This window comes from Streptomyces sp. NPDC057543, from assembly GCF_042801895.1.
In the GTDB taxonomy this organism is placed as follows: domain Bacteria; phylum Actinomycetota; class Actinomycetes; order Streptomycetales; family Streptomycetaceae; genus Streptomyces.
Window position 1 is genome coordinate 1 of record NZ_JBHVFF010000089.1, and the last position, 6,213, is coordinate 6,213.

3 protein-coding genes and 1 pseudogene are annotated in these 6,213 nt (G+C 68.1%); 2 read left to right on the top strand and 2 right to left on the bottom strand.

The window, feature by feature from the left end:
* Nucleotides 1-391: 391 nt before the first annotated feature.
* Nucleotides 392-1,390: an acetylxylan esterase gene (locus ACFU8Q_RS17190; RefSeq protein ID WP_384454077.1), complete on the bottom strand. Its 999-nt coding sequence runs from the start codon at nt 1,388-1,390 to the stop codon at nt 392-394.
* A 189-nt stretch (nt 1,391-1,579) separates the two neighbouring features.
* Nucleotides 1,580-2,045 (bottom strand): annotated as a pseudogene (locus ACFU8Q_RS17195) (transposase); the annotation flags it as partial.
* A 1,269-nt stretch (nt 2,046-3,314) separates the two neighbouring features.
* On the opposite strand from ACFU8Q_RS17195, the gene ACFU8Q_RS17200 reads away from it, so the two are divergent.
* Both ACFU8Q_RS17200 and ACFU8Q_RS17205 read left to right on the top strand, forming a co-directional pair.
* Nucleotides 3,315-3,671 (top strand): DUF5132 domain-containing protein, encoded by a 357-nt coding sequence (locus ACFU8Q_RS17200; protein WP_384454067.1) that lies wholly within the window; start codon nt 3,315-3,317, stop codon nt 3,669-3,671.
* 170 nt (nt 3,672-3,841) lie between these two features.
* The gene (locus ACFU8Q_RS17205; protein ID WP_384454071.1) at nt 3,842-6,136 is read left to right on the top strand and encodes an ATP-binding cassette domain-containing protein; all 2,295 of its coding nucleotides are present in this window, start codon (nt 3,842-3,844) and stop codon (nt 6,134-6,136) included.
* Nucleotides 6,137-6,213 lie beyond the last annotated feature (77 nt).

Below are 6,213 nucleotides of genomic sequence, written 5' to 3' on the forward strand. Positions count from 1 at the left end.
ACCCGGGCCAGACGCGGGCGACGTCGCGGAACTGCCTGCATTCACGGGCAGTCTGAGCCGCCCCGAGTTTCGTAGCCTTGAAGGAACCGTTGAGCGCCTCGGCCTGGTGAACCCGGCCGCGCGGGGCCTCCTATTGGATACCCAGGTCCTTCGCGACATGGGCGACCGGACGGCCGGAGGCCTGGACCTCGCGGATGGCCCCGTAGCGCAGCCCGTCGGGGTACTTCCGTGGTGCAGGCATCGGACCTGTGCTCTCCCATCTGCCCGTCCGGCGGGCCCTTTCCCCCGCGAAGGCGCGAGCTGCCCCTCACCGCTCTCACGCCGACTGTGCTGAGCCCCGTAACCGCGTCCGCGCGGGAGGCGGCCCAGCGGTAGGGCGCGATACCACCACTCAGTTTGCCCCCGACAGAAAGTGTCGCTGGACCTCTTCCAGGGCCGCCGTTTCGGCCCGCTCGTCCGGGTGGTCGAAGTGCCCCGCCCGCAGAACGAAGAGTTCGCGTGGCCCGGCCAGTGCGTTGTGCACCGCGAACTGCCCCGGTGGGGGTACCGCCGGATCGAACAGGGCGGCACCCACATGCACTGGGATGTGAAGGTGCCGGGCCGCTGTCGCGGCGTCGAAGTACGCCAGGACGTCCAGCACCGAGGGCTCCTCGGCGAGCCGCCTACGCACCGACTCTCCGCTGCCCGTGCACGGCAGTGTCACCCGGAGCGGATGGTTTCCGAAGGTCGGCACCGTAAGGCCGGCGGCATGGAAACGGTCGTCCCAGGGGAGCGCCAACGCCCCGATGCCGCCGCCGAAACTCGTGCCCAGGTACGTCAGGCGCCCGGCAGCCTCCGGCACCAGCCGCAGCAGTGCGGTGGCCGCACACCAGACATCCGCCACGCACCCGCCGATGAGGTACGACTCCCGGGCGCCGATGCCGTGCAGAACGTGCCCCGCCGAGTCCGAGGGAACGCCGGGCAGCAGGCTCCGCGTTCCGAGCCCGCGCAGGCAGGGCCAGATGGTCGCAGTCCCCGGCGGGGGTTGCCAGGGGTCCGGGGCCGCCCGGCCTCCGTATCCGTGAGCCGCCACACAGCCCTGCGTAACGCGGCCATCGGCAGGGACGGTCAGCCACCCGCCGATACGGACGCCGTCGGCGGATGTGTACGAGACGTCGGCGACCCGCACGCCGTCCACCGTGGCCCAAGGTCCCTCGATCCGAGGCGCCGGGTCGACCCGTAGCGCACTCGCGTAGCGCTCCTGCCAGAAGTCGGCGAAGCCGTCCGGGCCTGGCGGAGCCCCCACCGCAAGGAGGCGCGGCAGGTTGTAGCCGTAGGTGGGGTCGAACGGCAAATCATGCTGGAGCGAGCTGAGTTCACTGCCGTCTGACGTGAGCGGATGGGTGGGCAAGATCTCTCCTTGTTCAGTGTGCGAAGTGACCAGCACGCCCTTCCGGAACAGTTCTCGACACGACGCACCCTGTCCTGCCGGCGCTGAGCCCCCGGTACGGGCTTGACCTGCCGACTCGATGGTCACGTCCCGCTGGGCGGTGTAGTCACGGCAGCTGTTTCGATCAGGACGGCGGCGAGTCGGTCCAGGGGCGGCGGGGTTGGGGAAGACCTGGACGACGTCGGTCCGTCGTTCGATCTCCCGGTTCAGGCGCTCCAGTGGATTCGTCGACCAGATCTTCTTCCAGTGCGCGGGTGGGAAGTACGCGAACGCTGTGATGTCTCCGGCTGCCTCCAGCAGCATGGTCTTGACCGAGGGGATAACTTCCGTGCGAGCATGTCGACCACCACGTCCAGCTGATTGCGGACGGCCTGGGCGAAGATCGTGCGGATGGTCGCGGCCACCAGGCCGCTGTGCGAGTCGCAGATCACCAGCTGGACGTGGCCCAGGCCGCGGGCCCGCAGACGGCGCAGGAACTCGGTGCGAAACGGCTTCGACTCGCTGTCGCCGACCATCAGCCCGAGGACCTCGCGGTGCCCGCTGGCGGAATCCCCGTCGCGATCATCATCGCCTGCAAGACAATACGGTGATTCACCTGCGCCTTGCAACAGGTCGCGGCTGACCTCGCCGTTTCGCTCGGTGCGAGGGCGGGTTCTGTGCGGCAACGCGAAAGTGCCTTCTGGCCTGGGACGATGAACCTTGTCCAGGGGTTCTGCCGGTCCAGGCGGAAGGCCCTTTCTATGTGCAGAGTATCGGTTTACGTCCCAAGCTCCATGTCTCCGTTGACGGTTCGGGAGTGGTGGGGCACGCCGGGGCACGGTTGTTGGCTGATCTTGCCGCGCCACTCCTGGTTGGCTGCCACCCGGCGCCATAAAGCGGTCGAAGCCGGACGCGACCATGTCGTGGCACGCCTGAAGTATCTACCGAGTTGGCGGGCCGCAGGGTGAGGGCTTGTGGTGCGTATTACTCCCAGGCCAGGCTTCTGCACTGGCGTGGGGAACGCTGACGCTCAGCCCGCCGGCATGGACACCCATGCCGCCCTGGAGGGGCCCATGCCTCCGACGGCATCTGCATCCGGTCACGGATAGCGAGACAGGCCCCATGGGGTGGTGACCACTGTCCTTGAGCTTTGACGGTCCCACCTGGCAAAGGTCGTAACGACCGTTCAGGGACATCCGGTCGATCCAGGACAGGCGCGTAATGCCAGTTCAGGGCCTCCCGGTCCGGGGGAGTCCGCACAGTTGGTGAGACCTGCGTGAGAGCGCGCAGGAAGACGAAGCCCTGCCGGATTGCTCCGGCGGGGCTCTTCGGCATCTGACGGAACAACGGACTCATGTGCGCGTCCGCGGTCTTCATCTACTCCACAGAGGTCCACTTGCTTCTGACGTGGCCCCGTTGCTCAGCGTGACTTCTACGCAGTACGCCTGGGGGTTGCCGAACTCACTGCCGCTGTGCGGTTCAAGCTCCCATCGGACACCACTGAACCCGGGAAGCTCCATGTCTGGCTCCACGAAGCCGCGCTTGGGGGCGGGCTGCCGTTTCCCGCCCTGCGGCGGCGGATGAATGCGGACTCGGCAGTAATCAGTACGTAGGAAAATCGATCCAATAGAACATTCGGTGAGTGTGCGTACAACAATCAATGTTGCTCGGGAAGATCAAGAGCACTCACATGAGTGAACCCGGTCGAAACGATTTGGCCTCGATGCACATGGCTGCACTACGGTGGCGGAAGAGCGGGTACTGGAACCCATCGGCGAGGAATTCAACCCAGCAGGGAAAGCGAATTCTGGAAATGGGTGTTTCCGTCCGCGCATCTGTGCACTGTTTCGGTGTGCGCAGTGCCCGAGGTCCCTGTCATACGTATGCGTAGCGAGGATGGAGCATCATGCCGCCCGTAGTACCGCCCTTCCTGTTCGGCCTCATCGCCGCTCCACTGGCCAGGCGTCTCCTCAAGCCGCTGATGCGCGGCGTCGTCAAGGCATCCGTCGGTCTGGCCGTTGAGGTGAAGAAGGCGACCCTTGAGGCCGGAGAGAACATCCACGACCTTGCGGCCGAGGTGGCCGCCGAGATGGTGGCGGCGCAGATCGCGGCCGGTGACGTCGAAGCTCGTTCGGGTGACGGTCAGCAGGCCTCCGAGAGCAGCGCCCCGAAGGGCGCGAAGGACGAGGCCGCTGCCAAGGCTGACGGCGAGGCGAGGGCTCCGAAGATCCGCCCGAGCGTCGGCGCCGGCAAGCCGCGCTGACGGTTTGTCCGGCGGTAGGGCCGCCACCCGGGCTCGGAGAAATGCGCCCGAGTGATGCTCCGCCGCGGATCTGTCGGCTGCATCGATTTCCCCAGATATTCCGCTCTTTCGCATTGATCCGTCGTGCTGGTGACGGCTTTTGCGACCTTCACAAACAGGTGATCGTACACATGTCATCTCTGCTGGGTGCCGCAGCCGGATATCGCTCCGTGGATTTGGACGTGCGGCCGCGTTCGGTCATTCCGGGCCGTCAGCGCTGGGACGTCAAGCTGGTTCTCGGACGGCCTCAGGCGGCCGAAGTCCTCGCCGCGACCCTGCGACGCCTTCCCGGCATCACCGAGGCGCAGGCCAGCCCGATCACCGGCGGGGTCCTCGTCCGGCACGATGCGCGGGTGAAAGCCGCGGACGTCGGCCGGCTCGTCCGCAGAGCCGTAACCCTGGTCGTGGAGGGCTCGGCCGGAGCGGGGCGTCCGGCCCCGGCGCGGCCTGCCGCCGAGCCCGCCCCGCGCGCGGATCGCGGCGTTGTGCGCCCCGTGCTCGCCGTCGGAGGTGGGGTGGTGGCCGGCATCGCCCTGATCCGCGGGTCGGCGCTCAGCAAGCAGCTGGTGGCGCTGGGCGGAGTGGCGGCGGCGACCGCGGCCGTTGTCCGGACGGCCTGGCGCAGAACGGTCGACGTGACCCGGGACCTGCCCGGAACAGGAGCTGAACGACACCCCCTGCTGGAGATCGTCGAGCCGCACCGCCGGCATCTCTACCGCGCCTCCGCGCTGTCGGTCGCCTGTCAGGTCTCGGAGATGGCGCTCGGTACCTTCCTCGGCTGGACCGCGCTGGTCCTTATCAAGGGCGAGGCCGCGCCGCTCGTCCGCTTCGGCCTGACGACCGCGTCCGCGCAACTATGGGGCTTGGCAGGGCTGGTGGCAGCAGCCTGTGCCGCCGTAGCAGCCCTCTCGTACTCCTCGAACCTCCAGTGGCGCCAGCTCGGCCAGGACATCGAGCACGACTGGCGCAACCGGACGTACGCTCACGTGCAGCACCTAGAACTGCGGCACCTGGAGGGCGAACGGACCACCCGGATCGCCGGCGCGCTCACCGACGACGTCCGCCAGCTGGGCACCTTCTTCGCCACCTCGGCCAACGACCTGCTGCAACTGGGCACCAGCCTGGTCCTCCTGGTGCCGCTGTTCCTGCTGCTGGCACCGCAGATCGCCTGGATCGCGTTCCTGCCCATCCCGGTCATCGCCTGGCTGTCGGTCCGCTACCAGGACAAAGTCGCGGCCGACTACGCCGTCTCCGGCGAGCACCGCGCCAGGCTGCACAGCCAGTTGGTGAACACACTGGAGGCCGGAGCCACCGTCAAGAGCTTCTGCACCGAGGACTACGAGGCCGAGCGCATCGACCGGCTGAGCGGGGAGGCTCAGGAGAGCAACCAGCAGACCGACCGGAGCACGATCCGCCACGCCGAGATCGTCCGGGTCTGCACGACCAGCTCGATGGCCGGCACCCTGCTGATCGGCGGCCGGTCGGTGCTCAACGGCAGCCTGTCGTTCGAGGTGTTCAGTCCACTGATCGGGCTGCCCCAGATGGTGCTGCTGCGGATGAACCGGCTCGGCGGCATCGTCGACCAGTACCAGCGCACGATCACCGCCTACGACCGGATCCAGCGGCTGCGCGCCCTGCCCGCCGAGACCGACGGCACCGGCGAACCGCTCGACGTCGAGAAGGTGCACGGGGAGATCGTCCTCGACAACGTGACCTTCGCCTACCCCGGTCGGCCGCCGGCGCTGGAGGACCTCTCGCTGACCATCCCCGCCGGGCAGGTCACCGCACTTGTCGGCGCCACCGGCTCCGGCAAGACGACGATCGCCAAGCTGCTGATGCGATTCCAGGACGCGGAGTTCGGCAGCGTGCTGCTCGACGGGCGGGACGTGCGCAACTTGCCGCGGCACGATCTGCGCGACGCGATCGGGTTCGTCGCCCAGGACCCCTTCCTCTTTGACGGCACCATCGCCGACAACATCCGCTACGGCAGCTTCGGCGCCTCCGACGAGGCCGTGGTCGAGGCGGCCATGATGGCCGAGTCACACACCTTCATCGCGACGCTGCCGGACGGCTACGACACGGTGATCGGCGAACGCGGAGCCGCTCTCTCGGGCGGGCAGCGGCAGCGGATCGCGCTGGCGCGCGCGATCCTCAAGGACGCGCCGGTCGTTGTCCTCGACGAAGCCACCTCCGCCGTGGACAACGAGACCGAGGCCGCCATCCAGCGCACGCTCCGCGTCTTCGCGGCCGACCGGACCATGGTGATCATCGCCCATCGGCTCTCCACGGTCCGCCACGCCAACCGGATCTACGTCATGGACAAGGGCGGAGTCGTGGCCGAGCAGGGCACCCACGACGAACTCCTCGCCCAACACGGACTCTACGCATCCCTCTGGCAGCTCCAGGCCGGCGAACTCGCCGCCTGACCGCAACTGCCGCGCCATCCGACGGCCGACCGCGTGACGTCACCGCGGTCGGCGCGTCTCGGCGCGCCCTGCGCACA